Raw genomic sequence first — 22,628 nt, 5'->3', positions numbered from 1 at the left:
ACCGTCGCCCAGTCTTTTTCTCACCGGTTTGAATTAAAATCCGAGGGTCACAGGTCGCAGGCTTCCCTACCGCCAGCGATCCGTCTGTTCGAGGATCGAAAATCGGAGCCAGTCCACAGCAGATCGTCCTTGATGCACTTATCGTCCGATTCCCACTGCGTTCGAACCGTGTTATCTTTGACGGTGTAGGTAAGCCAAAGGCCGTAATACGCTTCGCCGCCGTAAGGAAAATCATAAACCCTACCGGTGGCAACGTCTGCCATTAGAACTGAACGACAACTTGTGCCGCAACCCATTTCGATGATTGCATAATGACCCGCAAAGTTCGGACCACTCGCCATTTCCTTGACGATGCGGGTCTTGAAGCGGGCGAATGCTTGATCGCGGCCCGTGAAATCAGGAAATTTGATGGGGCCTCGGTATACCCGGTTAGTAGAAAGGGTAGCACGCGACGTTTGAGACGCGACGGGTGAGGTAAGCACCCCGAATACCGCGCCAATGCTCGCCGCCAGTAAACCAAGCCGCATTTTCGTCCCCCGATATCACGTCGATTGGTCATAGCCGGGGCACCGAGAAGCCTCAAGACAACGCAGCCACCGCGTGGCCCGCTTCCACTTCGCCTAAATATCGGATGCAGCGTGGCCCAAAACTCAAGAATCCCGCCACGAAGAAATTGGCGGGCACCTACAAAGAGTGCGTAGACGGCGGCACCGCGCCGCTCGTCCAGCTTGTCGAAGATACCCCCGTCGCTCCCGCATGGTTGAGCGCTGGTGCCAAGGAAGTGTGGGCCGATGATCTCGCCCGCGTGGTGGCCTGTGGTGCTCGCGAGCCCGACAGCCACTTCTTCGCCACATATTGCGAAATGATGGCGCGCTTCATCGCGTCTGTGCGTGCGGGTGATCCGCTGAACGCAGCGTTCGTCTCCGAGCTTCGCAAGGAAATGGAAATGCTCGGCATCGCCGGGGCGAAGGCTCGCCTCGCGCGTGGCGGCGAGAAGGCCGCATCCACCAACCCGTTCGCAAAGTTCCAGTGAAGCAGCGCTTCGAGAAGGGAACCTACGCTCACACCGCGATCAGCTACGCGAAGAAGGTAGTCTCCGGCAAAATCCCCGCGTGCTGGCAGATCAGGGCGTCCGCGCAGCGGATGCTTGATGACCTCAAGCGCCGTGATCTCGTGTTCTCCGAGCCCGCGATCGATCGCGTGTGTGGCTTCATCGAGACACTGGTCCACACCAAGGGCGAATGGGCAGGCCATCCGATCCGCCTTGAGCCGTTTCAGGTTTGGATATTCGCCAATATCTTCGGCTTCCTCCGTAAGTCGGATGGCCTTCGGAAGCATCGCTCCGCCTTCGTCCTGTTGCCGCGCAAGATGGGCAAGTCGATCATCGCGGCAGGCATCGGCAACTACATGGCGTTCGCCGACAACGAGCCCGGTGCCGAAGTGTATTGCGGGGCGTCCAACCTCGCGCAGGCCAACGAGGTGTTCACGCCTGCCAAGCGCATGGCGGAAATGTCGCCGGGGTTCATCGAAGCCTTCGGCGTGGAGGTGATGGCGAAGTCCATCTACTCCGAAATGACCGGCTCCACCTTCGTGCCCGTGATCGGTAAGACCAAGGACGGAAGTTCGCCCCACTGCGCAATCGCGGACGAGGCCCACCAGCACAAAGACGACACGCAGATCGGTGCCTTCAAGACCGGCATGGGCGCGCGTCGTCAGCCGCTGCTTCTAATCATTTCGACCGCTGGCAACCAGCTTGCGGGCATTTGCCGCACCGAACAGCTTGATGCCGAAGCCGTGCTCAAGGGCTCGGCTGTGGACGATCGCCTGTTCTCCGCCATCTACACCATCGATCCCGACGATGATTGGCGCGACTTCTCCGTCTGGCGGAAGGCGAACCCGAACATGGGCGTGTCCGTGTCGGAAGAATACCTGCGAGGCGAGTATGAGAAGGCGCTCCAGTCGCCCGCCAATCAGGCAAACGCGCGGACGAAATATCTGAACCAGTGGGTCGCCGCCGCGAACGGGTGGCTCAATCAGGTCCATTGGGCGAAGGCTGGTGACAGCAAGCTGTCCATCGCCGATCTCAAAGGCTCCACCGCCTACGTCGGCGTCGATATGTCCACGCGGCAGGACTTGACCGCGATCGTGGTGATTGTGCCGCTCCCGGACGGCAAGCGTGCCATCTTCCCGTTTGCCTTCGTCCCGGAAGGCGCGGTGCAGGACAGCCCCAACGCACCGGCCTACGCTTCGTGGGTGGAGTCGGAGGCGCTGGTCGCCACGGAGGGCACAGCGTCCAGCTTCGTGGAGATCGAAGCCAAACTCACCGACCTGTGCGAGCACTTCAACGTCGCGGAAATGGTTTTCGATAGCTGGCAGGGTGAGAACACCCGGCAGAAGTTCGAAGCCATGGGCTTCAACACCAGCATCTTCGTGTCCAACTCATCCGAGTGGACGGTCGCGATGGATGACTTCGAGGCGTCGTTGAAGAACGGTGAGCTTGTCCACCCGAACAACCCGGTGCTCGACTGGTGCGCCGCGAACGTCTGTGCCTATCAATCGGGTGTGTCGCGTCGTCCTGTGAAGCCAAGCAAGGCCGGTCATGAAAAGATCGACCTTATCGTGGCTGGTCTCTACGCCTTCGCCGCTTCTAATAAAGCTCCGCCACCTCCGCCGCTACCGGTTGAGATGTTCTTCCTCGATTGAGCGGAGCGAGCAAGTTTTCCCCCGATAACGGCATGTCGTAAGAGTATTAATTAGGACATGCTCTTATCGGGGGAAAACTTGGCTATGCCGAAGTAAAGCACACCTATCCCCGCGTGGACTTCGCTCGCTACGGCCAAGTCGCCCTTCGACTAAATATCGACATGGGTTTCTGGTCTTCTCTCGATAGCTTCATCTTTGGTCCCCTTCCCGAAACGAAGGGTGGCACACCTGTGCCGGTTCACTCCCCGGATGCGGTGGAAGCCGCGCTCCGTGCCGATCTTGGCGACGAAGGTCTCCTCTCGGATCGCGTGAGCGCCGTCCATGCGTGCGCCCGCGTTATCGCCGAAGGTCTCGCGCAGCCGCCGTGCTTCCTGCATCGCGACACCGGCACGGGCATGGTGCGGGCAACAGACCACGCCCTCCACTCGCTTCTCGCCGAGTCGCCCAACGAGCGCCAGACCTCCTATGAGTTTCGCGAGCAGCTTGGCTGGCACCTCGCGCTCTATTCGGAAGCCTTCGTGTTCATCAATCGTGGCCCGACCGGTGTTGGTGCGATCCGCGAACTTCTGCCCTGCGATCCCGGACAGGCCACCGTGGAGGCGGACGAAAGCCGCCTTGGTGGTCCGGTCACCTACCGCATCTATGGCGTGCAGGTTCCGTCCAATCAGGTGTGGCACCTCAAGGGACCGGCCATGCGCTCGTGGAAGGGCATGTCCACCCTCACGGCTGCACGTCGCGCCATCGGCTTGGCGGAGAGCACGGAGACCTTCGGAGCCGCTACCTTCAAGAATGGCGCGAAACCCGGTGGTCTGATCACCCCGGTGGGCGAAGCGCAATGGACCGAAACGCAGCTTGCCCAGATCAAGGCGGCTTGGAACGCGAGCCGTGGCGCTGCGAACGCCCACAAGACGGTGGCGATGAACGCCCCGATCTCGTTCACCCCGATGGCGAACAACGCGAGCGACAGTCAGTGGATCGAAGCTCGCCGTTTCCAGATCGAGGAAATCTGCCGTTACTTCCGCGTGTCGCCGACCAAGGTGTTCCACACCATGGGATCGCAGTCCTACGCCAGCGTTGAGCAGGCGCATATCGCGCACGATCAGGACACCGACGCCCATTGGCACGAGCGCTTCGTTCAGTCGGCGAACAAGGCGCTGTTGACGCCTGCCGAGCGCAAGCAGGGCTACCGCGTCATGATCGACAATCGCGCGGCGCTGCGCGGCACCGCCAAAGAGCGGATGGAATACTACCAGCTTGGTCTGTTGAACGGCATCCTCACACCCAACGAGGTGCGTGAGCTTGAGGGCTTTGACCGCTCGTCCGATCCTGCCGCTGATCAGCTTCGCCCCGCTGCGAACCTCTACGGCGACCAGCCGAAGGATGAGCCCGACGCAGACGAAGGCGATGAGCCCGTAGCCTAAATAAGTCCATGAAGAAGAAGATGGAGCGGCTTGCGCTTGCGGGTCGCCTTGAAGTCAAACTTGCCGAGCCCGGTGTCGAGACTTCGGAGAAGACTTTCTCCGGCTATGGCGCAGTGTTCGGCAATCAGGACCACGCGAGCGATATCATTGCCCCCGGCGCTTTCACCAAGACGCTGGCGGACCACAAGGCCAACGGGACCGTCCCGGCCATGTTCTTCAACCACGATGCGTGGTCCATGCCGATCGGCGTTTGGACGGAGCTTGAGGAAGACGACTACGGCTTGAAGGCCAACGGCGTGTTTCTCGACACGGCAGCAGGGCGCGACGCCTACACCGCCGTGAAGGCTGGTGCCGTGACGGGTCTCTCGATCGGCTTTTGGGTGGTCGAGTTCTCCATGGAAGGCGGTGTTCGCACGATCACCGAAGCCAAGCTCATGGAGATCAGCGTCGTCACCTTTCCGTGCAACGAGAAGGCCCGTGTCGCGGACGTGAAGTCCGATCCCGAAGCCGAAGGCGACATCACCGAAGAAGATTTCATGGCGAAGCTCGCGGAGCTTGGCGTGGATGAGGAAGACGCCAAGGCGCTCGCCGCCAAGCGCTTCAAGTCTGACGACGAGATCGAAGAGGCCGACGAGAAGTCTGACGATTCTCCTTCCAATGAGGAAGAAAAGAGCGACGAAGCTCCCGCTGATGAGGAAGAAAAGGATGAGGATGGTGAGGACGAAGAGTCCGCAGAAGCCTCCGACACCTCCGATGAGAGCGAAGCTAAATATATGCAGACGGCAATCGAGGCCGTGAACAACCTTATCCGTGAACTGAAACAGGAGAATCATGGCCGATAATTTCGTTACGAAGCTGGGTGAGCTTCATTCTGAAATCACCACCAAGTTCGATGCGCTGGCAACCAAGGTCGCCGCGATCGAGACCGCAGCGGGTCGCCCCGGTGCTGGCAACGTCACCGCTTCGGTCGATACCAAGGCGTTTGACAGCTACCTGCGCAACGGCGTCATCACCCCGGAACTGAAGGCCATGTCGGCGGGCGTCCCGTCCGAAGGCGGCTACACCGTTCCCAAGGTGATCGACTCGCAGATTCGTTCGCTCGTCACCGACATTTCGCCGATGCGTTCGGTCGCTCGTGTCGTGAGCGTTTCGACCCCGGATTTCCACCTCCCGGTTTCGCCGAATGGCGCGAAGTCTTCGTGGGTTGGTGAGAAGGACGCGCGCCCGGAGACGGACTCGCCGACCATCACCGAGATCACCCCGAAGTTTGGTGAGCTTTATGCCTCGCCGTTCGTCACCCCGACGCTGCTTGAGGACTCGCAGTTCGATATCGCTGGCTTCATCGCTGGCAAGGTCGCAACCGAGTTTGCCCGCGCGGAAGGCGAAGCGTTCGTCACCGGCAATGGCACCCTAAAGCCTTCGGGTCTTCTGAACGTCACCACCGCACTGACTTCGGACAAGACCCGCGCCTTCGGCACCGTGCAGCACATCGTTTCGAGCGTCACGGGTGGCCTGAACGCAGACGACCTGATCAAGATCGTCGGCGAACTCAAGGCTGCTTACCGCGCTGGCGCGAAGTGGCTGATGACCAAGGCGACCAAGACCGCGATCCGTTCGCTCAAGGACACCACCGGCCAGTATCTGTTCCAGCCCTCGCTTCAGGCGGGTATGCCCGACATGCTGCTTGGCTACGAAGTGGTCGAGATGGAGGACATGCCGGAGATCGCTGCGAACGCGCTGGCGGTTGCTTTCGGTGACTTCAACGAGTCCTACCTGATCGCCGACCGCATTGGCATGTCGATGCTCTACAACCCCTACGCGAACGCTCCGTATGTTGCATACCAGAGCCGTGCTCGCGTCGGTGGCATCGTCACCAACACCGAGTCCTACAAGGTTCTCAAGATCAAGGCTGCTTAATCGCAGCCTCGATCACGAGGAACGAAACAGTGAGCCCCCGGCGCGAAAGCGTGCGGGGGCTTTCTGCTAAATATCAACATGCAGATCACCCGCCTTTCATTGCCCGAGTTTCCGGCACTCACCGAAGATGAGCTTCAATCTTGGCTCCGCATCGATGCGGGACAGGACGAAGATACTGTGGCGATGCTGGTGGGCTCCGCCACCGAATACGTGGAGGGCGTGACCGGCCTGTGCCTTGGCCTCTCCACCTACCGTGTCGAGTTGGACGGGATCGATGAGAGCTATCGCCTGCCGCTCGCCCCGGTGCAGTCCGTCTCCAAGGTCGAATATCGCGACCGCGACGGCGTGCTCCGTGAGATCGATGGCTGGCACCTCGCCAGCGGCTACCTTCACTTCACCGGCTATCCGGCAGGGATGCCAATCGTCACGCTGGTGGCGGGCTACGACAGCGACGTGGGCATCCCGCAATCGCTCGCCCATGCCATCGCGGTGGTGGTGAGCGCGGGCTACAATGGCCGCGAGGAAATCTCCGACCAGACCGCCAAGACGGTCGATCGCCTGTGCCAGCGCTTCAAGCGGATCGTGTGGTGATCCACCATGATTGAAAGCGGCAAGCTCGATCGGAAGCTACAAATCCTCACCGCTACCAAGACCCGCGATCCCGTGGGGCAGGTTGCCGAGACGTGGGCGGTGACCGCCAACACCTATGCGGAGCGCCTTGAGCTTCGCACCACCGACGTTGCCCGTGTAGCAGGCAAGGAAAGCGTCCCCACGGGTCGCTACCGCCTTCGCTGGCGCACGGGCCTCACCATGGCGAACCGCGTGATCGTGGACGGCGTGACCTACGCCATCACCGCGATCGATGAGCCGGATCGCCGTGCCTCTCTCGTGATCACCGTCGCGGGAGTGTGATGAACTTCAACTTCCGCACTTCCGGGTTCGCGCAGCTTGAGCAGCGCCTGAAGCAGCTATCGCGCGAGGATGCCACCAAGGCGGGGCAGTCGGCGAACCGTGCCGGTGCCGCCGTCTTGAAGAAGGCGGTGGAGAAGGAAGCTCCGGTCTCCAACGTCGCCGAAGGGACCAAGATCACCCGCCACACCAAGGGCGGCAAGACCCGCGAGGAAACACACCACAAGATCAAGAATAACGTGAAGATCAAGAAATCGAAGGCACCCGGGGGGCGCGTCGAAAACTTGGTCCATATCGCGCAGGGTTACCACGCGAGCATGGTGGAGTTTGGCTCGATCCACAATCAACCGAACCCGTTCATGCTGCGTGCTCTTGAGAGCAGCAAGGACGAGATCATTGCCGCCATCGCCAAGGCGCTGAACAAGGGGCTGATCAAGCGGGGCGTCTAATCCGCCTAAATAATCGATGATCGACGCACAGCTTGTTGAGCGACTGAATACGCTCGCCCCGAATATGTATCCGCTCAAGGCTCCGAAGAACTATGAGCAGCCGTGCGTGATCTACAATCTTCTTCACGTCGATCCGGTGCGGAGCGTGGACAGCGGCGCATCTGATCGCGCCTACCTCATCTACCAGATCGACGTTTACGATGAGAGCTACACCAAGGCTTCCACGCTGGCGAAGGCCATCCGCGACGATCTCGTGGAGTGGGTCTCCGAAGACGTGCAGTCCGTCGCATGGACTGGCGCAACACAAACCATCGATGACACCACAGAAGTCGCACTATTCCGCACCATGATGACCTTCCTCATCTTCGCGAACGTCTGAACAAGCCGTCCGTCTCCCGAGAATAAATAACTGGAGGCGCTGGAACAGCGTCGAGTTGTTTCAGGAGACGCATAACACATGGCTACCACTACTTCCCCGATCATTTCGACCGGCACGCTCTTCAAGGTCAAGGTCGGTTCGACCTTCACCAACGTGAAGGGCTTCACTGATTTCTCCGGCCTTGGCGGCGGCACTGCCACCGTGGTCGATGTTACGGACCTTTCGAGCACCCGTAAGGAAAAGCTCGTTGGTCTCGCCGACGAAGGCCAGATCAAGGTCTCGCTCAACTATATCCCGGATGATGCCGGTCAGGTTGCGCTTGAGGCTGCGCGTGATGGTGCGGCAAAGACCAGCTTCCAGATCGTTCTTCCCGATGCCACGCAGTTTGCATTCGACGGCTTCGTGCTGGCGATCGACAAGGCGGTTGGCGTGGACAAGCAGGTCACTGCTTCGGTCTCGATCGAAATCACCGGCACCGTTGTGAAGTCGAAAGCCGCCTAATCATGGCCCTGCTTTCGAAAGCACAGATTTTCGAACAGAAGCCCCTCACTCTCGACGTTGACGTTGTGGAGTGGGGCGGCACTGTCCGCATCAAGGCACCAACACTGCGCGACAACATGCGCCTGATGGATATCTATCAGGTCCGTGAGCGCGAGATCGAAGATTATGAGGCCGATCAGCGCCTCCCGGAGGATGAACGCAAGGGGCTCCCGAAGATGGAGCGCTATGACGACACCCTTCTCCAAATCCTCGTGTCCATCGTGGACGAGAACAACGAGCCGATGTTCGATCCTGTTGAGGATTATGACCGTGTTCTTGGTCTCTCCATGACCTCCGTCGCGGCGATCTACACCCATATCGTCACGCTGCGCACGCCGATGAAGGCGGTGGAGAGCGTTGAGACGCTAAAAAAAACTTCCGCGCGAACCAAGAACGGCGGTTCATCTTCCGCCTCGCGGGGCACCTCGGCAAAACGGTAAGCGAGCTTGAGACAGGGGTTCCCGGACCCTTGTCCGAAGCCGAGCTTCGTGAGTGGATGGTCTACTACGGGTTTGAGCCGTTCGGCTCGCCCGTAGACGATAACCGCTTCGAGCAGCTTGTCTCGCTTCTATTCTCGGCAAACACGCCCGCAAACACGCCTGTCCCGCACTTCTTCGACCGTCGTGACGAAGACGAGAAGGCGCGCGACCAGTGGCTTGAGAAGGCGCACAACACCGAAACACTTGCTGATCGCATTGCCGCCTATTTCGAAGGCCGCATAGCGGGACAGCCTACCGACTAAATATGGTATGGCTTCTGTAGGTAATCTTTCTGTCAGTCTTGGGCTCGACAGCGCTCAATTCATCGCTGGTCTCAAGCGCGCGGCTGCACAGACGCAGGCCACTGGTGCGCAGATTTCCAAGTTCCTCTCCGGCGCGAAGGCGATTGGCGGCACGCTGGCAGCAGCGTTCTCCGTGGACTGGATTCGTGGGCAGATTCAGTCCGCCTTCGACTACGCCGACGCCATTCAGGATTTGGCCGATCGCACGGGCGCGACCACCAAGTTCATCCAAGAGTTTCGCTATGCTGCGCAGCTTTCCGGCTCGTCCGTAGAGGGCGCGGATGCCGCCGTGGAGAAGTTCTCCAAGAACCTCGGCTCCGCTGCGTCGGGCAATCAGGCGATGCTCAAGCAGATGAAGGACTTGGGCGTCACCTCGACCGACGTGGACACCGCCATCAAGCAGGCGGCAGACGGCATCGCCAAGCTACCCACCAAGGCGCAGCAGGCGGCGGCTTCGGTGTCGCTGTTCGGCAAGTCCGCGCAGGAGTTGACGCAGCTTCTTTCGCAGGGATCGAGCGGCATCAACGATCTCGCGCGTGCCGCCGATGATCTCGGCATCGTGCTGGACGATCGCCTCATCGCCAACGCTGGACAGGTCAACGACAAGCTGGACGCCATGTCCATGATCGTGACGGCGCAGTTCGCCAACGTGATCATTCAGAACGCCGATGCCATCGCCGGTCTCGCCGACGCCATCGCCAAGGTGGTGACGCAGTTGATCCAGTTTTGGGCACAGAACCCCAAGACGGCCATGACCATCATGGGCGGGCTCGCGGGCGCGGCTGGCGGCTTCATGGTCGCAGGCCCGTGGGGCGCTGTGGCTGGCGGCATCGGCGGTGCAGCCGGTGGCTATTACATGGGCTCCAAGATGGAGCAGTCCATGAAGGACAACAGCGGGGACTTGAAGGTCCGCCTCGCTGAATTCCGCAAGGCTCGCGCTGCATACAAGGACGCCAAGGCGGGCAAGGGTGGGCAATACCTCCCGGACATGAGCGGGATGGGTGGCATGGGCACCTACATTCCGCCCGACGTGAAGGCGGCGGGTGCCGAGTTCGTCCGACAGGGCAACCTTCTCAAGCAGGCGACCGCACGGCAGGAGGCCGCGAACGCGGCCCGTAACGCCCCCAAGGGCGGCGGGACTGGTGGTGGCACGCTCCCCGGCCTCAAGCCCACGGGTGGGTCGAAGAAGACCACCCCGGAGGATCATTCGGCGGAGTATCGCCAGCGCGCCCTTCGCCAGTTTCAGGACGCCATGTCGGATGCGGAGATCGACTTCCTATCCGCCAAGCGCGATCTCTCGCCCGAAGTAGTCGATCAGTCGGCGCTTGAGCGCGAAATGCTCGAAATCCGCAAGCAGCGTGAGCTTCGCCGCATCGATGACGACACCGGCTCCGACAAAGAGATCGCGGAAGGTAAGAAGCGCTACACGGAGGCGCAGGCGAACGAGTTGAAGGCCAAGTTGGAGGCCATCAACTATCAGGAAGCCGACCTCATCAACCACCGTGAGAACGAAGCTCTTGCGAAGGAAGCGCTCGAAGTCCGCCGTGCTGGTCTCCAGAACGACGTTGATCTTCTCCAAGGTGATCTCGCCCTCGCGCGTGGTCGCACGGAGAAGGCCGACATTCAGAAGCGCATCATCCGCAATCAGGCGGAGCAGGAACGGCTTGAGCTTGAGGCGGTCATCGCCAGCAAGGACAGCACCGACGCGCAGAAGAAGATTGCACAGGCTCGCCTCGATCTTCTCGACCGCATCACCAAGCAGCAGACCGACGCCGTTGATAAGGGCAACAAGAGCCCGTTGGGGCAGTTTCTGGACGATATCCCGAGCACGGCGGAGGAGATCAACGACGCCCTTGAGAACGTGGAGGTGAATGGCCTCCAGTCGCTCCAAGACGGGCTGGCGAACGCCATCACGGGTGTCGGCTCGCTTGGTGACGCCTTCAAGTCCATGACCTCGACCGTGATCAATGGCTTGATCCAGATTGCTCTACAGCAGGCGATCATAAAGCCCTTGGGTAATGCCTTGTTCGGCGGCGGTGACGGCGGTCTCGGAGGTATCTTCGGCGGTCTGTTCGGCAAGCGCGCCAATGGTGGTCTCACCCGTCCGGGTCGCTACCTCATGGGCGAGCGTGGCCCGGAGATCGTGGACGTGGGCAACACCGCCAACGTCGTGAACACCCGCCAGCTTGGCGTTGCCAACGACAACGGCGGCGGGATCAACGTGAGCTTCGGCCCGATCACGAGCAACGATCCGGCGATGGTGAAGGCGCTCGCGCTCCAAGCCATGGCGGAGGCGGCTCCGGTGTTCCGCAAGCAGGGCACCGACGCCACGCTCGCGAAGATCAAGCGCCCGTCACTGTAAATAGGAGAGCGGACAGGATGCTTTCACCCTTTAACATGAAAAGTTCGGTTGAGGATGAAGTTGAATTGAGCCTCCATCCTGTCCGCACCGGGATGGGCTCATGAACGTCGTCGGCGGCTACTGGCACCCTACCTTGGGCTTCAAGGTTATTGGCGACTTCCCGAGCGATGATGCCGGTGAATGGCTCGAAGCCGCCTATTTCGACCTCACATGCAAGGCGTGGGAAGATTTCGGCACCAACGAACAGGGCAAACGTGTGATGGTCGCCACCACGGCGCTCACGCCCATGGTGACCTTCGACCAGAACCTTGAGCGCCTGTTCGATCGCATCGTTGGACACGATCGGCGCTGGTTCAATCAGTCCTGATTGGTGGCTTCGCGTGCAGCCACTTCGGCTGCACGGGCACGAAGCAGCTTTTGGGTGCCGCGCGGATCGTCTGACTGGCGCAGCGCACGCGCCCACCGTTCCGCGTGCTTGCGGCTGTTGAACTCGCCGTAGAGGATGGTTTCCGAGTGGCCCCAATACAGGGCGTTCGGGCGATCGTGTTCCTTCTCCGTGCGACGGATGACGATGAAGGTGTTGCGGTTGCTTTCATCCACCCAAAACAGGTCGGAGATCAGCTTCACCTTGCGGGCGAGGGTCTGCACCGCCAACTCCGTGCGGGAGTCGATCGGCGCACCGTTCTCCATTTCATTCACGAACTTGCGGCTCACGCCAAGGTGGTTCGCGAGGCCCTGTTGTGACAGGCCGGTCCCCTTGCGAAGGGCCTTCAATTCATCTGGTTTCATAGGTTGTCCTTTCTCATGATGAGCGGAAAGTGTAACCTATGGTGACACCGGAGTCGAGCAAAATGTAACAATGGGTTACACGTTGGCATCGGTCGCCGGTTCCTCGATCCACGCCACGAACAGGTGGGAGAGGCCAAGCATCAAGCTCGCGATATACTGGTGGCGACCGTCTCGCACCACGAAGGTGTCGCCTTCCCAATAGCCGTTGGGCGGCGGGAACGGCTGGTCCGATCCAAGCTGTAGGCGCTTCTGGTAGGCGCGATCTACGTCACCGACTGCCATGCGAGCACGGCAGGCCATCTTGATCTTGTGAATGGGCGCGTAGCCCGTCTTGACGATTGCTCCGGCAGGAACCCGGAACGTGCGATCTTCTGTGAACATAAAAGTATTTAGGGCGTGAGCGGAGCGAGCGAGTTTTCCCCCGATAACGACATGTCGTAAGAGTATTAATTAGGACATGCTCTTATCGGGGGAAAACTTGGCTATGTCGAAGTAAAGCGCACCTATATCGACGTGGACTTCGCTCGCTACGCTCAACTTGGGTGATGCCCTGCTAAATATAGGGTGATCTACCCTCTCGCTTTCCCTTCGCAGGCACCGGCTACCGAGCGCCTGATCTTGAACCGTCGCCAGTCGTTGGCCGAATCACCTTGGACGTTCGCCACGCAGGTCACGCAAACCGCGTCACAGTGGGTGCTGGACTGGACTTGGCCTCCCATGACCTTCGTCCGTGCGGAGGCGATCTCGGCATGGCTGTTGAGCCTTAAAGGGCAGCAGGGCACGTTCCGCTTCGCGCCCACGCAGCGCTATGCCTACAACATCACCGGCACCACGCTGGCGTCCCCCGGCTACTCCTACCAAGACACGATCAGCGTGAAGGGATGGGCCGCGAACGTCGCGACCAACCTGCGTGCCGGTCAATATTTCCAGATCGGTGATCAGCTTCTTCGCATCTTGGAGGCAAGCGCCTTCGCTGATGCCAATGGCGCAGTCACGATCGTCTTTGCCCCGGAGCTTCGTCGCGACTTCCCCGCCGACACGGCGGTGAACTTCACCACGCCCACGGGTGTGTTCCGTCTCGGCACCAGCGATGGCTTGGGCTACACCCTCACCCCGGATAGGCTCCCAGAGTTTGGCACCATCACGGCCCGCGAGGCGGTCTGATGCTGAACAACCCCTCCGAGCTTGTGGGCGCGGTTGGCGCTCCAACCATCACCACGGCGATCGCCGCGCGCCTCGCGTTCAAGTCGTCTACCGTCTTCGCGTGGACGGGCGTCGGGTCGATCCAAGCTCCGATGAACACCGGCGACAGTCTGCTTGATGGGCAGACCTTCGACGCGCTCGCCCCGGAGATGATCGAGATCGGCGAGAACACCTTCTCCATGAGTGGATCGGGCGAGCTTACCGTCACCCTGAACGTGCCCGCTGCACCCGACGTGGCTATCGCAGCAGCACAGGTCTACGCGAACGAGTATCAGAGCCGATCCGCCGTCCTGTGGCGCGCGGTGAAGATTGACACCGGCAACCCGCTGGCGAAGCCTGTGTGGCTGTTCCGCCGCATCCGATCCGGCGTGATGGACCGTCTCGAAATCCAAGCCGATGGCATGAGCCACCGCTTCATCCTCACGATCGAGAGCCATAGCGGGCGTATCAGCAACGCGACCAATCAGACCTATCTGAACCAGCGTTTCTATGACCCCAACGACGCCAGCCAAGACTATTCCACGTCAATCGCCAATGGTGATCCGGCACCGACGCGAGCCAACACGAGCGGTTCCTACTCGCCAGTAAACTATGGTGGCGGATATTACGGCGGCGGTTACGAAGGCTACTACTACAACCAGCGCTTGATTGAGTGATCACCCTAAATAATGGGTGAGCACCTTTGTCCGACACCAAGATTGGGAAGAACGTCTTTCCCTAATCCTCGATCGTAAGTCCGATCAGCCCTTCAAGTGGGGCGAGAACGACTGCGCGCTGTTCGCCGCAGACTGCGTGAAGGCCATGACCGGGGGAGACCCGGCTGAAGCCTATCGTGGCAAGTATGACACCGCCCGTGGTGCAGCCCTTGCGCTGCGCGAGCACGGCGAGGGCACGCTTCTCAAGACCCTCCGGGCGCTGTTCACCGAAGTCAGCCCGCATTTTGCGCAGCGCGGCGACGTGGTGATGCTGGACGCGACCACCACCGGCATCTGCGTGGGTCGGTTCTCCTACTTCGTGGGGCGTGAGGAAGGCCAAGAGGGCCTGATCACCATGTCCACGGCGGCGTGCCGCTACGCCTTCCGCGTGCCTTTCGAGGGCGTGGCGTAATGTCAAAGGTGGTCAAGATCGTCGCCTTTGTGGCGATTGCTGTGGCCGTTGTGGCGTTCGCCGCACCGATCGCAGGCGCACTCACCGCCGTTGGTGGCTCCGTCTTCGGTGCCTCGTTCGCGATCACCACCGCCATGGTGGTGGGCGTCGGCATCTCGATCGGCCTTTCCGCCCTTTCGACGCTGTTCCGCAAGTCGGCGAGCCTGTCCAACTCCATGGCGGATCGCCTGTCCGCCAGCGTGGTGCCGAGCGCGCCGAGAAAGGTTGTCTTTGGGCGCACCGCAGCAGGCGCGGACATTCGCTTCTTTGAGACCTTCGGCAGCAAGGAGGACGCCTACGCACAGGTGATCGCGCTCGCGTCGCACCGCGTGAACGCCATCACGCAGTTCTACGTCGAAGATAAACTCACTTGGCAGGGCTATCTGACAGCCCACACGGACGGCATCACGAGCTTCCGGGCGGTCACGGAAGGCAAGCCGGGAAACGGCTTCTCCGTGGGTTCCGGGGCGTATTGGAACGCCTCCAGCACCTTCACCGGGTGCGCCTACATCGCCCTCCACTACAAGCTGGACAACAAGGCGTGGCCGCAGGGCCTGCCCTCGAAGATCACCACGATTGTTGAGGGATGCCCGCTTTACGATCCCCGGCAGGATGGCTCGCGCGGCGGCTCCGGCTCGCACCGTGCAGAGAACCAAGACACATGGGCGTGGCGCTCCGCCAGCGGCGTGGAGATCGGGCGCAACCCGGCACTCGCGCTTCTCACCTATCTGCTTGGCTGGCGCATCAACGGTCGCCTCGCGTGGGGTATGGGCGTGCCGATCGAGAGCATCGATCTCGATAGCTTCCGCGCCTACGCCAACGTCTGCGAAGAACAGGTTCAGACCTCCACGGGGGGCGTGGTCCAGCGCTACACCGCCGATGGCATTGTCTCGACCAGTGATACCCACGAAACCGTCATCAACGCCATCACGGCGGCAATGGGGAGCACCAAGCTCACCGACACGGCGGGGCAATACTGCCTCGTTGGCGGCTATGACGACACCTTCGCGCCCAAGATCGCCTTCGATGAGAACGATCTTGTCGGCGGCGCAGGAACGCCCGCGCCATACTCGTGGACTCCGGCAGGCCCTTCGCGCGAGACCTACAACATCGTCCGTGGTCGCTACGCCAACCCGGATGAGCTTTACCAGCTTCAGGATTGGGGTGAGATCGTCACCGACAATCTGGCGGATAATATTCCGCGCACTTTGTCGCTCGATCTTGGTTTTGTGAACCGCCCGGAGACTTGCCAGCGCATCGCCAAGCAGTTCGTCGCACGCGAGAGCATCACTCCCGGTTTCTTCAGCGCGACGTTCGGCCCACGAGCTTATCTTGTGCAGGTTGGATCGCTCATGACCCTCTCACTTCCGTCACAGGGCTGGAACAACAAGCTGTTCCGCGTGCAAGAGCAGACGGAAACGCACGACATGATTTACCAGATGACACTGCGTGAGGAATCTCCGCAAGTCTATGCTTGGGATAAGAACGAGGCAAAGGCGTTCCCGACGAACATTCGTCCGCCCGGTTACGATCCGAGTATGGTTCCGACAGTCTCCGGTCTGACCTTGAGCAGCACGACATATAAGGGGGTGTGATCAGCCTAAATACTTGCTCATATGAGCCAAGTATCAGAAATCGTCGTGCGCTGGACCCCGGAGACTTCCGGGCGCGTCGCCAGCATTCAGATTCAGTCCCGCATCGCGGGACAAGCAGAGTGGACCGAACAGGCCGCTGCATTCGATCCGACTGTGGGCGAGTTCCGTTTCACCGCGAACGCTCCGGCGACGAAGGTGGAGGTGCGTGCCCGCTTCCGTAACACGGACGGTGTGTTCGGCCCGTGGCTTGGCGACAACATCATCACGGCGTCGGCGGTGGTCGAATATGACACCATCACCGGCACGCCGACGACGATCCACGATATCAACCCCGGCGAAGGCACCAAGCTGGACGGGATCGAGCCGGGTGCGACCAACGGCGCGGTGATCGGCGGCAACGTCAAGAACCCGGACGGCACCCTCTACGTGCCCGTCACCACCGATTATGAAGATATCCGTCACGACGTTGAGCAGGATATCGCCAGCGCCCTGAACACGGCGAAGGCCGGTCTGGACGCTGATATCCAGTCGGTGCGCAACGACGTGACCGCCGCTCGCGGCGAGATCACGCAGGCCAAGACGGATCTCCAGACCGGCATCACCGACGCGAAGAAGGCGGGCACTGACGCAGCCGCGACCGCGCAGGGCATCCGCACCGACCTCACGGCGGAAGTTGATCGCGCCAAGAACGAGGAAGGTGCGATCCGCACCACCGTTGCCAGCGTCAAGCAGACCGCCGACAAGGCGACCACCGACATTTCGGACGAGATCAACGCCCGCACCAACGCAGACAGCGCCCTCGCGAACCGCGCGAGCACCGTGGAGGCACAGCTTCGCGGCGATCAGGACAGCACGCTTGCCGCCCGCATCCGTGACGAGGCAACCGCACGCACCAACGCCGTGGACGCGGTGGCGAACCGCACCAGCACCGTCGAGGCGAAGCTGAACGGCGATCAGGACAGCAAGCTCGCCGCGAATATCCGCGATGAGGCGACTGCGCGTGCGAACGCCGACGATGCCCTGTCTGGTCGCGTCTCTACCACCGAAGCCAAGCTGAATGGCGATCAGGACAGCACTCTTGCTGCACGCATCCGCGACGAAGCTACCGCCCGCACCAACGCGGACGGGGCGCTGGCCACCCGTGCCACCAATATCGAGGCGAGCTTCGGTCGCACCCGCGAGAGCATCCTTCCCACCAACTTTGCGGGTGAGCTTACCGAGTGGGGGCGCGACGGAAGCGGAGCGTTCTACTTCGAGGATCACTCCGCTTCGAGCGGCTGGGATCGCAACCCTACCGTCTTGATGGTTTGGAACGGCGAGGCCGATCAATACATCTATCCGAAGCTCGACAATGGCGCGCAGCTTCTCCCGGTCTCACCGGGGCAGAAGCTGCGTCTCACGGCCAGCTTGGCGATGTGGGGCGGCACCGGGCGCAATATCTACGTCTACTTCGACCTTCACGGGCGGGATCGTGGCTATCTCGGCAACGGCGGTGTCTCGTCCATGACTCCGGCAGGGCTCCTGAACGCGCGCGACGTTGGCGTGGATAATCAGTGGCACGATTTCGTCACCGAGATCACCGTTCCGCAGAGCGCGGCGTTTGTTCGCCCAATCCTGCACGTTTCCGGTGGTGGCGGCTTCATCCGCTCTTTCCGGGTCGAATACACCAATGCCGTGGCGGCTACCGATGCGCGCCTTTCGGACGAGGCTACGGCTCGTTCGGACGCCGACAGTGCCTTGTCGGGTCGCGTCTCCACCACTGAAGCGCAAATGCGGGGTGATCAGGACAGCACCCTCGCGGCTCGCATCCGTGACGAAGCATCGGCTCGCGCCGATGCTGTCTCGGCTGTGGCTGGTCGCACCTCCACGCTGGAGACCTCCTCGTTCGGTGCGGGCAATCTTCTCTCCAACACCGACTTCCTGACGCTGGACGGTTGGACCATGACCAACAATCCCAGTGGCAGTTCTACTATGTCGATCAACGCCGCTGGCGACGCTTGGCACCCGCCTGCCGAGAACACCATTTCGCTGTTCCAGTGGGCACCGGTTGGCGGCAGTCAGTATGTAGAAGCACAGAGCGCCCGCTTTGCTGTCGCCGCTGGCGAGTGGCTACAGTGCTACGTTTATGCCGCAAGCCACCGTTCCGATACGTGGTGCAGCGTCTTCTTCTTCGATGCGAACGGCAACTGGAACGGATACGCGGGCGATTTTGGCGGTGCTCGCCGTGATGCCGGTGGCCGGAACATCGGAGATTTCGATCGCATCGGCACTCCCAGCTTCCGCGTTCCCGAGGGCACGGCATCCGCGTGCCTTGCGATCCGCAAGCAAGATACACTGCCCGGTAATGGTGACAGCTACTCGTGGTTCCTGCGCCCCTACGTGGGCTATGCCAAGCAGGGGCAGACCCAGTTCAATCCATACGCGCCGGGTTCCGCGAAGGTCACCATCGCAGCGACCAACACCAAGATCAGCGATGAGGCGACCGCCCGCTCCAACGCGGACAGCGCCTTGTCGGGTCGCGTATCCACCACGGAAGCCAAGCTGAACGGCGATCAGGACAGCACTCTCGCGGCTCGCATCCGCGATGAAGCGACAGCACGCACCGACGCAGTGTCGGCAGTGGCTGGTCGCACGTCCACGCTGGAGACCGGCTTCTCGCGCATCCCGGAAATCTGGACCGTGAAGGCGGCTGGTAACGGCGCACAGCGCCCCACCAACTTCGGCGACGTGGGCGTGTTCAACCCGGCAGGCACGCAGTGGGGCGGCTATCGCCGATCCTACACCGTGACGGTGTTCGCTATGGGCGCAAACACCGTGGAGGCGTGTGTCGCCTTCGACGTGTATGGTAACGGTGAAGCACAGTATAATGCCGGTGGACCGGGGGCGAACAATGCCGCCGCTATGGCCGCGTATCTCAACAATATCCCGAACGGCAAAACGGTGGTGGTCTTCACCGCCGACGAACCGGCGAACAACCGTGGCAACACTGGTCTTATGGAGGCGATGCAGCGCTGTGGTGCTGGCGAACGCTTCGAAGCGGGCGATTTCCGTCTCCACTCCGCCTACATTCTGATCGGTCGCGCGGGCGTCGCCCGTGGCGGCGGCATGGAATACTATGCTGGCCTTAACAACACCGATCCGGGTTCATGGCTTGAGGTGCCCTTCACGCTGGTGAACGGTCGGGCCGTGAGCGGCGCGCAAGCCGGGATCGCCAGCACCTCCACGAAGATCAGCGATGAGGCGACGGCGCGTTCGAACGCGGACAGCGCGCTGTCTGGTCGCGTCTCTACCACGGAGGCAAAGCTGAACGGTGATCAGGACAGCACCCTCGCGGCTCGCATCCGCGACGAAGCGACCGCCCGCACCAACGCGGACGGGGCATTGGCGACCCGCGCCAACTACCTTGAAGCTAATGCCGGTCTCGCGGCTGGCATCCTGAACGCCAACCCGAATTTCTCGGCTTGGCCGGATGGGCAGCAGCTTCCGAGCTACTGGCATTGGTGGAATGCCGATGGACTGGAGGCGATTTCCCGTCCTGCCAGCGAGACATGGCCGGGTTGGGCGGCTCGCATCAACGCTCGTGCAGGGCAGAACCTCGGCTTCGCACAGATGGACGGCGCAGGCCCGGACGTGTCCCCCGGCTGGTATGTCATGGAGGCGGACGTGCGCCTCGAAACCGGCTCGTGGGAGGGTTCGGGCCTCACCATTCAGGGCGTCTACAATCTCAACTTCGCAGCAGAAGCTGACACAGCGGGGAACGTCCACGCCACTGCGTTGGGGCGTCGTCGCTTCACCAAGCTCGTCTTCGTGTCCGGTGGCCTTCGCAACTGGCACGCCATGACCAACTGGAATGCGTGGACGATGGCTGCGAAGCAGATGGTTTGGTATCGCTGTGCGATCCGCCCCGCGACTGACGCCGAAATCCTCGCGCAGAAGGTCAATAACGACGTGAACGGTGCCGGTGGTGCGATTGCTCGGATCGGCAATGAGGAAACTGCTCGTGCCAACGCCGACAGCGCTTTGGCTGGTCGCACCACCGTCGTGGAGGCACAGGTCTCCAACGACAGCAACAACTTGCTTCGCAACTCGATTTTCAACGCTCCGGGGTGGACCACCAGCAGCACGGGCATTCCGCCGCTGTGGGGCGGGTGGTCGCAGGATAACGGAGCCTACATCGGCGCGAATGGTCGCCGTTCGCGCTACGGCGCGGTTGCTCCGCTCCAAATCGACCGCAACGGCAACAACAACGGTGTGAGCCAAAATCTCGGCACGCTTCCGGCAGGTTGGTATGTCCTTGAAGCTGATCTCGATTTCGAGGACGGCAATCACACTGGGTGCGGCGTCCATATCAACTTCAATAACGGCTATTTGCGTAACTTCCACTTCGGTTCGGAAGCCGACACGAATGGTGGCGTTGTCTCTGGTGGTCTGAACGTCGCGCGCTCGTTCTCGACCATGTTCTACAACGGAGCAGTCGGTAACAATGTCATGTTCTACCTCATGGCGGGTTGGGAAGGCTTCGCTACGGGGCAGGGCTTCCTTCGCACCATCTGGCACAAGGCGGTGGTTCGTCCCGCAACCGATGCCGAGATCAAGGCGCAGAAGGTCTCCGACGCCAATATCACCGCCCGCGTGTCCAGCGTGGAGAGCACCACCGCGACGGTGAACGGCAAGACGCAGGCTTATTTCTCGAAGTCGGTTTCGGTCCCCGGCGCTCAAGCCTTCATCACCGCGCAAGCGCTGAACGATGCGGGGCAGGCGACCAGTGACGTGGCGATCGGCGGTAACTCGATCGCGCTCTACAACACCGCCGATGGCACCGCCCGTCGCGCCATGTATCTCGCGGCAGGCAACGCCACGTTCGACGGCTTCATCACCGCTCGTTCGGGCATCCGTATCGGCGATGGACAGTGGAGCATCGCGGTTTCGCCGAAGGACTTCTCCGTCTCCAACGGGACTTACGTCTCCTACGGCTATGACCTTGGTCGCGTGCCTACGGTGACCTTCGGGCCTGCACCGATCGCCTTGAACGCAGGCGAGGTTTACCGCGCCTATGCGGCAAACAGCACCAGCACGGGCTTCACCGCCGTTTGTGAGATCGTGTCTGCACCGACTTCATCGAACCAGTCGGTTGGACCCGGCTATTCGGTTAACGGCGCGCAGGCGTTCGAAGTGGGCAAGGGGACAGCGGATGCCACCAATGGCGTCTACAACTTCTCCGTGTCCGGGACCGTTCAGGCTTACGCCTACAGCGATGGAGGCGGGATCAACTGCGTCCATGTGGATGCGTGGCTCACCGACATGCTTCAGGCTGGCGACGCGCAGGTGGGCGACGAGATCATGGTTCTTACGGAGCACCGTGAGACATGGGAGCCCGCGCGGGTGGAACGCTCCTATGTGGCGGAAAGCCATTGCGTGCGCATCACTACGGTGTCGGGCATCAAGCTCACCTTGTCCGAAGACACCCCGGTCACGCTCCAAGATGGGCGCGAGATTTGGGTCCGTGAAATCGTGGGCGAGGAAGTCGCTGTGCTCGATCATGGTGCCTTCCGCTGGGAGGAAGTGATCGGCCTCGAAGAGATCGGCCAGCAGCCGGTTGCGCGTCTCTCCGTGTGGAGCGGCACCTATGCGGCTGGTGACGAGAAGGGGCGCATGATCTTCACCCACAACTTGCCCAACAAGCCCTAAATAGAAGATGGCTACTTATATCGCAGAGGGGAGCGGAACACTTGGACTGTGGGCTCGCTCCAACGGCACTTGGGTGAAGCTCGGCACCACGCCGTTCTACGCCTACAACACCTTCGGGACGGGCGGTCTCAAGACCCTCTCGTGGTATACCACCGCGAGCATTTCGGCTCCGGGCGGCATCGATGCCTTCCGCGTCACCATCGATGACGTGGGTTCGATCACGGCGTTCAACAGCGTCTCGTGGGTGACACAGGCGAGTAGCGGGACGCGATCAGCGACCCCCAACGGCGAGCACATCATCGCGACCGTGAGGCCGCAATGACCCGGCTGTCCTATCAAGATCAGCTATCGGAGGGCACGGTGGGCGTCGATTGGCCGTGCGACGGTTGCGGCAAGAACACGCCTGCATGGGCGCGTTACGAGGGGCTTGAGGGCGAGCCATCCGGCTGGATTTGTGGTGGCTGCATCGCCGACGCCACACGCGCCAAGGTGGCAGCGGCAGCAGAGGCGGCGAAGCTCCCGTCCACCGATTGGGCAAGCGATCTCGGCATCTTCCTCAAGGCGGAGCGCAACCGGCTGCTTGATCAGAACCGATGGGCGATCTTCCCGGATAGCCCGTTGAGCGAGGCATCGCGTGCCGAGTTCATGACCTATCTCACGGTCCTGAACCGGATGACGGTCGATTGCCCCGATCCAACCGCGTGGGCGTGGCCGGAGGCCCCAACACCCGCGTTCGACTAAATAAC

At 61.3% G+C, this 22,628-nt stretch carries 24 protein-coding genes; 21 read left to right on the top strand and 3 right to left on the bottom strand.

The window, feature by feature from the left end; genetic code table 11:
- Positions 1-47: 47 nt before the first annotated feature.
- Entirely contained in the window at positions 48-527 is a 480-nt protein-coding gene (locus SPHME3_RS20825) for a hypothetical protein (RefSeq protein WP_081614876.1), read from the bottom strand.
- Positions 528-631: 104 nt separating this feature from the next.
- Here SPHME3_RS20825 and SPHME3_RS0115660 point away from each other — a divergent pair, with 104 nt between their 5' ends.
- The 14 genes from SPHME3_RS0115660 to SPHME3_RS0115595 all read left to right on the top strand — a co-directional run bounded on the left by SPHME3_RS0115660 (position 632) and on the right by SPHME3_RS0115595 (position 11,828).
- A complete protein-coding gene (locus tag SPHME3_RS0115660; protein ID WP_018251072.1) occupies positions 632-1,033 on the top strand; it encodes a hypothetical protein in 402 nt (133 codons plus the stop codon).
- Entirely contained in the window at positions 1,030-2,703 is a 1,674-nt protein-coding gene (locus SPHME3_RS0115655; protein WP_018251071.1) for a terminase large subunit, read from the top strand. Before SPHME3_RS0115660 ends, SPHME3_RS0115655 begins: the two co-directional genes overlap by 4 nt.
- Before the next feature lie 113 nt (positions 2,704-2,816).
- Positions 2,817-4,124, top strand: a complete 1,308-nt coding sequence (locus SPHME3_RS0115650) for a phage portal protein (protein WP_196801631.1) — start codon at positions 2,817-2,819, stop codon at positions 4,122-4,124.
- A gap of 8 nt (positions 4,125-4,132) precedes the next feature.
- Positions 4,133-4,966 carry an HK97 family phage prohead protease gene (locus tag SPHME3_RS20235; RefSeq protein ID WP_020493500.1) on the top strand — a complete coding sequence of 278 codons (834 nt, stop codon included), beginning with the start codon at positions 4,133-4,135 and terminating at the stop codon, positions 4,964-4,966.
- Positions 4,956-6,041, top strand: coding sequence for a phage major capsid protein (locus SPHME3_RS0115640; RefSeq protein WP_018251069.1), 1,086 nt, complete (start codon positions 4,956-4,958; stop codon positions 6,039-6,041). The genes SPHME3_RS20235 and SPHME3_RS0115640 overlap by 11 nt, the downstream gene beginning before the upstream one ends.
- Positions 6,042-6,119: 78 nt before the next feature.
- Complete coding sequence (locus SPHME3_RS0115635) at positions 6,120-6,632, top strand: head-tail connector protein (RefSeq protein ID WP_018251068.1); 513 nt, start codon at positions 6,120-6,122, stop codon at positions 6,630-6,632.
- 6 nt (positions 6,633-6,638) lie between these two features.
- Positions 6,639-6,953, top strand: coding sequence for a phage head closure protein (locus SPHME3_RS0115630; protein ID WP_018251067.1), 315 nt, complete (start codon positions 6,639-6,641; stop codon positions 6,951-6,953).
- The gene (locus SPHME3_RS0115625) at positions 6,953-7,399 is read left to right on the top strand and encodes an HK97-gp10 family putative phage morphogenesis protein (RefSeq protein WP_018251066.1); all 447 of its coding nucleotides are present in this window, start codon (positions 6,953-6,955) and stop codon (positions 7,397-7,399) included. Before SPHME3_RS0115630 ends, SPHME3_RS0115625 begins: the two co-directional genes overlap by 1 nt.
- A 16-nt stretch (positions 7,400-7,415) precedes the next feature.
- On the top strand, positions 7,416-7,778 hold the full coding sequence (locus SPHME3_RS0115620) for a DUF3168 domain-containing protein (RefSeq protein WP_018251065.1): 363 nt from the start codon (positions 7,416-7,418) through the stop codon (positions 7,776-7,778).
- Positions 7,779-7,856: 78 nt separating this feature from the next.
- Positions 7,857-8,279, top strand: coding sequence for a phage tail tube protein (locus SPHME3_RS0115615; RefSeq protein WP_018251064.1), 423 nt, complete (start codon positions 7,857-7,859; stop codon positions 8,277-8,279).
- 2 nt (positions 8,280-8,281) lie between these two features.
- Positions 8,282-8,758: a hypothetical protein gene (locus tag SPHME3_RS0115610; protein WP_018251063.1), complete on the top strand. Its 477-nt coding sequence runs from the start codon at positions 8,282-8,284 to the stop codon at positions 8,756-8,758.
- A gap of 29 nt (positions 8,759-8,787) precedes the next feature.
- Positions 8,788-9,060 (top strand): phage tail assembly protein T, encoded by a 273-nt coding sequence (locus tag SPHME3_RS0115605; protein ID WP_097351939.1) that lies wholly within the window; start codon positions 8,788-8,790, stop codon positions 9,058-9,060.
- Between the two features lie 7 nt (positions 9,061-9,067).
- Positions 9,068-11,461, top strand: coding sequence for a phage tail tape measure C-terminal domain-containing protein (locus tag SPHME3_RS0115600; RefSeq protein ID WP_145957856.1), 2,394 nt, complete (start codon positions 9,068-9,070; stop codon positions 11,459-11,461).
- Positions 11,462-11,561: 100 nt separating this feature from the next.
- Positions 11,562-11,828: a hypothetical protein gene (locus tag SPHME3_RS0115595; RefSeq protein WP_018251060.1), complete on the top strand. Its 267-nt coding sequence runs from the start codon at positions 11,562-11,564 to the stop codon at positions 11,826-11,828.
- Here the strand turns inward: SPHME3_RS0115595 and SPHME3_RS20230 are convergent.
- Together SPHME3_RS20230 and SPHME3_RS0115585 are read right to left on the bottom strand one after the other, a co-directional pair.
- Complete coding sequence (locus SPHME3_RS20230; protein WP_018251059.1) at positions 11,819-12,250, bottom strand: helix-turn-helix transcriptional regulator; 432 nt, start codon at positions 12,248-12,250, stop codon at positions 11,819-11,821. The two genes, SPHME3_RS0115595 and SPHME3_RS20230, sit on opposite strands and share 10 nt — an antisense overlap.
- A 75-nt stretch (positions 12,251-12,325) precedes the next feature.
- Complete coding sequence (locus SPHME3_RS0115585; protein ID WP_196801630.1) at positions 12,326-12,550, bottom strand: hypothetical protein; 225 nt, start codon at positions 12,548-12,550, stop codon at positions 12,326-12,328.
- 417 nt (positions 12,551-12,967) lie between these two features.
- On the opposite strand from SPHME3_RS0115585, the gene SPHME3_RS20495 reads away from it, so the two are divergent.
- The 7 genes from SPHME3_RS20495 (at position 12,968) to SPHME3_RS0115550 (ending at position 22,623) form a co-directional block, all read left to right on the top strand.
- Positions 12,968-13,414 (top strand): hypothetical protein, encoded by a 447-nt coding sequence (locus SPHME3_RS20495; RefSeq protein ID WP_018251057.1) that lies wholly within the window; start codon positions 12,968-12,970, stop codon positions 13,412-13,414.
- Positions 13,414-14,109 carry a hypothetical protein gene (locus tag SPHME3_RS0115575; RefSeq protein ID WP_018251056.1) on the top strand — a complete coding sequence of 232 codons (696 nt, stop codon included), beginning with the start codon at positions 13,414-13,416 and terminating at the stop codon, positions 14,107-14,109. The genes SPHME3_RS20495 and SPHME3_RS0115575 overlap by 1 nt, the downstream gene beginning before the upstream one ends.
- Positions 14,110-14,125: 16 nt before the next feature.
- Positions 14,126-14,560, top strand: a complete 435-nt coding sequence (locus SPHME3_RS0115570) for a DUF6950 family protein (RefSeq protein WP_018251055.1) — start codon at positions 14,126-14,128, stop codon at positions 14,558-14,560.
- A gap of 8 nt (positions 14,561-14,568) precedes the next feature.
- Complete coding sequence (locus SPHME3_RS0115565) at positions 14,569-16,194, top strand: phage tail protein (RefSeq protein WP_231376770.1); 1,626 nt, start codon at positions 14,569-14,571, stop codon at positions 16,192-16,194.
- Positions 16,195-16,215: 21 nt separating this feature from the next.
- Positions 16,216-21,882 carry an interleukin-like EMT inducer domain-containing protein gene (locus tag SPHME3_RS20220; protein ID WP_018251053.1) on the top strand — a complete coding sequence of 1,889 codons (5,667 nt, stop codon included), beginning with the start codon at positions 16,216-16,218 and terminating at the stop codon, positions 21,880-21,882.
- A gap of 73 nt (positions 21,883-21,955) precedes the next feature.
- Positions 21,956-22,204, top strand: coding sequence for a hypothetical protein (locus SPHME3_RS0115555; RefSeq protein ID WP_018251052.1), 249 nt, complete (start codon positions 21,956-21,958; stop codon positions 22,202-22,204).
- The gene (locus tag SPHME3_RS0115550) at positions 22,201-22,623 is read left to right on the top strand and encodes a phage tail assembly chaperone (RefSeq protein WP_018251051.1); all 423 of its coding nucleotides are present in this window, start codon (positions 22,201-22,203) and stop codon (positions 22,621-22,623) included. The genes SPHME3_RS0115555 and SPHME3_RS0115550 overlap by 4 nt, the downstream gene beginning before the upstream one ends.
- Positions 22,624-22,628: the final 5 nt, after the last annotated feature.

Source organism: Sphingomonas melonis DAPP-PG 224 (assembly GCF_000379045.1).
GTDB lineage: Bacteria > Pseudomonadota > Alphaproteobacteria > Sphingomonadales > Sphingomonadaceae > Sphingomonas > Sphingomonas aquatilis.
The sequence above is the reverse complement of the archived record's forward strand: the minus strand, read 5'-3'. Positions and strand labels throughout refer to the sequence as shown.

What these genes read in the sequence shown, in the direction of transcription:
- SPHME3_RS0115620 (WP_018251065.1), top strand. Translation starts at nt 7,416, where the DNA reads ATGATCGACGCACAGCTTGTTGAGCGACTGAATACGCTCGCCCCGAAT.
- SPHME3_RS0115575 (WP_018251056.1), top strand. Translation starts at nt 13,414, where the DNA reads ATGCTGAACAACCCCTCCGAGCTTGTGGGCGCGGTTGGCGCTCCAACC.
- SPHME3_RS0115600 (WP_145957856.1), top strand. Translation starts at nt 9,068, where the DNA reads ATGGCTTCTGTAGGTAATCTTTCTGTCAGTCTTGGGCTCGACAGCGCT.
- SPHME3_RS20825 (WP_081614876.1), bottom strand. Translation starts at nt 527, where the DNA reads ATGCGGCTTGGTTTACTGGCGGCGAGCATTGGCGCGGTATTCGGGGTG.
- SPHME3_RS20230 (WP_018251059.1), bottom strand. Translation starts at nt 12,250, where the DNA reads ATGAAACCAGATGAATTGAAGGCCCTTCGCAAGGGGACCGGCCTGTCA.
- SPHME3_RS0115595 (WP_018251060.1), top strand. Translation starts at nt 11,562, where the DNA reads ATGAACGTCGTCGGCGGCTACTGGCACCCTACCTTGGGCTTCAAGGTT.
- SPHME3_RS20220 (WP_018251053.1), top strand. Translation starts at nt 16,216, where the DNA reads ATGAGCCAAGTATCAGAAATCGTCGTGCGCTGGACCCCGGAGACTTCC.
- SPHME3_RS0115640 (WP_018251069.1), top strand. Translation starts at nt 4,956, where the DNA reads ATGGCCGATAATTTCGTTACGAAGCTGGGTGAGCTTCATTCTGAAATC.
- SPHME3_RS0115610 (WP_018251063.1), top strand. Translation starts at nt 8,282, where the DNA reads ATGGCCCTGCTTTCGAAAGCACAGATTTTCGAACAGAAGCCCCTCACT.
- SPHME3_RS0115615 (WP_018251064.1), top strand. Translation starts at nt 7,857, where the DNA reads ATGGCTACCACTACTTCCCCGATCATTTCGACCGGCACGCTCTTCAAG.
- SPHME3_RS20235 (WP_020493500.1), top strand. Translation starts at nt 4,133, where the DNA reads ATGAAGAAGAAGATGGAGCGGCTTGCGCTTGCGGGTCGCCTTGAAGTC.
- SPHME3_RS0115635 (WP_018251068.1), top strand. Translation starts at nt 6,120, where the DNA reads ATGCAGATCACCCGCCTTTCATTGCCCGAGTTTCCGGCACTCACCGAA.
- SPHME3_RS0115660 (WP_018251072.1), top strand. Translation starts at nt 632, where the DNA reads ATGCAGCGTGGCCCAAAACTCAAGAATCCCGCCACGAAGAAATTGGCG.
- SPHME3_RS0115550 (WP_018251051.1), top strand. Translation starts at nt 22,201, where the DNA reads ATGACCCGGCTGTCCTATCAAGATCAGCTATCGGAGGGCACGGTGGGC.
- SPHME3_RS20495 (WP_018251057.1), top strand. Translation starts at nt 12,968, where the DNA reads ATGACCTTCGTCCGTGCGGAGGCGATCTCGGCATGGCTGTTGAGCCTT.
- SPHME3_RS0115585 (WP_196801630.1), bottom strand. Translation starts at nt 12,550, where the DNA reads ATGGCCTGCCGTGCTCGCATGGCAGTCGGTGACGTAGATCGCGCCTAC.
- SPHME3_RS0115630 (WP_018251067.1), top strand. Translation starts at nt 6,639, where the DNA reads ATGATTGAAAGCGGCAAGCTCGATCGGAAGCTACAAATCCTCACCGCT.
- SPHME3_RS0115625 (WP_018251066.1), top strand. Translation starts at nt 6,953, where the DNA reads ATGAACTTCAACTTCCGCACTTCCGGGTTCGCGCAGCTTGAGCAGCGC.